General features: G+C 45.8%; 2 protein-coding genes. Both read right to left on the bottom strand.

Going from position 1 to position 1,847, the window contains the following annotated elements:
* The coding region (locus V7Z60_RS09970) for a dihydroorotase (protein ID WP_334117657.1) at positions 1–806 on the bottom strand (806 nt) is incomplete at its 3' end.
* Complete coding sequence (locus V7Z60_RS09975) at positions 806–1,765, bottom strand: aspartate carbamoyltransferase catalytic subunit (RefSeq protein ID WP_334117658.1); 960 nt, start codon at positions 1,763–1,765, stop codon at positions 806–808. The genes V7Z60_RS09975 and V7Z60_RS09970, both read right to left, overlap by 1 nt.
* Positions 1,766–1,847 lie beyond the last annotated feature (82 nt).

Consider the following 1,847-nt stretch of genomic DNA (forward strand, 5'->3'; position numbering starts at 1 on the left):
ATGTCCTCTTCATTTAAAAGCAGGTGGTGCGGTGCCACTTCGCAAGTCACGTTGATTCCGTGCTGTTTTGCCAGACGGACGAGCTCAACGCTTTCAACGGTCGAAACGTGACAAACGTGATAATGAACACCGGTTTCCTTTGCCAATAAGAGGTCGCGCGCAATCTGCGATGATTCGCTGATTCCCAGGATTCCGGGCAAGCCGAGTTCTTCAGCCCGTTTGCCAGCATTCATCACGCCGCCGAACAGTAATGAATTGTCTTCAACGTGCGCAACAATCGGCATGTCGATTTCAGCAGCAGCCTTCATCGCAAGGTACATCGTTCCAGCTGTTTGAACTCCGCAGCCGTCATTGCTGAACCCGAATGCGCCCGTTTCCTTCAAGGCTTCATAATCGACGCGTTCTTCTGATTTCAATCCCTTTGTAATTGAAGCGTACTGCAGGACATGAACCGCACCGTCTTTTTCGTTCAAATCCAGCATATGCCGTAATTTTTCAGGCGTATCCGGAACAGGATCAAGGTTTGGCATCGCACAGACCGTCGTATATCCGCCATGTGCGGCTGCCATGCTGCCTGTTTTAATCGTTTCCTTGTACGTGAAACCAGGTTCTCGGTAATGAACGTGAACGTCTACCAAACCCGGTGCAACCAAAAGCCCTGATGCATCAAACGTTTCATCGATGTTATCCGTCAAATCCGCCAGATCCTGACCGAGAGCCTTAATCTTGCCGTTTTCAATCAAAATATCCTCATCAGTAAATTTACCGGCTTGATAAACCGTGCCGTTCTTAATAAGCGTTCTCATTATTCCAAACCTCCCAGCTTGCGTCCGCGCATCACTGCCTCAATCATTGCCATTCTCATGAAGACACCGTTTTGCATCTGAACTTTGAAACGGGACTTGTCTGATTCGACAAGTTCTGACGCAAGTTCGACGCCACGGTTGATCGGACCGGGATGCATGATGATTGCATCGTCTTTCATTTTTGCATATCGTTCTTCGTTAATGCCGTATTTCTCATGATATTCTTCAGGATTAAAGGAACCCTCGTTTGAATCTCCGTCATGACGTTCGTGCTGAACTCTAAGAAGCATCATCACGTCCATTTTTTCAACCAGTTCATCGACCGGGAGATATTTGCCGTATTTTCCGAATTCGTCAGAATACCAGTATTCAGGCCCTGAAAAATACACTTCTGCGCCAAGCTGCGTCAAAAGCTCCATATCGCTTCTTGCAACGCGTGAATTCGTCAAGTCGCCGATAATCGCAACCTTCAATCCTTCAAATCTTCCGAAATGGTCATGAATCGTCATCATGTCGAGCAGACATTGGGATGGATGCTGTCCGCTGCCGTCGCCGGCATTTACAATTCCGATATCAAGCGTTTGATTATCGGATGTTTCAATCAAATCGTTGTAATAATCATTTTCCCTATGGCGGATAACTGCTAAGTCCAGTCCGATTGCATCCATTGTCAAAAGCGTATCGTAAAGCGTTTCGCCCTTCTTGACCGAACTGTGTGCCGGATCAAAGGGAATAACGGTCAAGCCCAGTTTTCTTTCGGCCATCTCAAAACTAGTGTGAGTTCTTGTCGAATCCTCAAAAAACATATTGACCGCATACACCGGATTAGTCAATGCTTCAGGAATTCCGCCGTGTTTGAAATATTCAGCTCTTTCAATCAATGCGGAAACGTCATCGTTTCTCAAATTTTCAATCGTTACAAAATGCGGTAATCTAACAGCTTTCTTTTCGATGTTCATTCTTGTCTGTCCTTTAATCTTTAATTTAAAAAAAAGATCTGAATCCAAAATCAGATCCAGATCTGCAAAGGTCCGCCAGAAC

The sequence above is a fragment of the Ligilactobacillus sp. genome (assembly GCF_036846325.1).
Taxonomy (GTDB): Bacteria; Bacillota; Bacilli; order Lactobacillales; family Lactobacillaceae; genus Ligilactobacillus.

Bases quoted from the DNA above. Each gene is read 5' to 3' on its own strand.
- V7Z60_RS09975 (WP_334117658.1), bottom strand. From the start codon at position 1,765: ATGAACATCGAAAAGAAAGCTGTTAGATTACCGCATTTTGTAACGATT.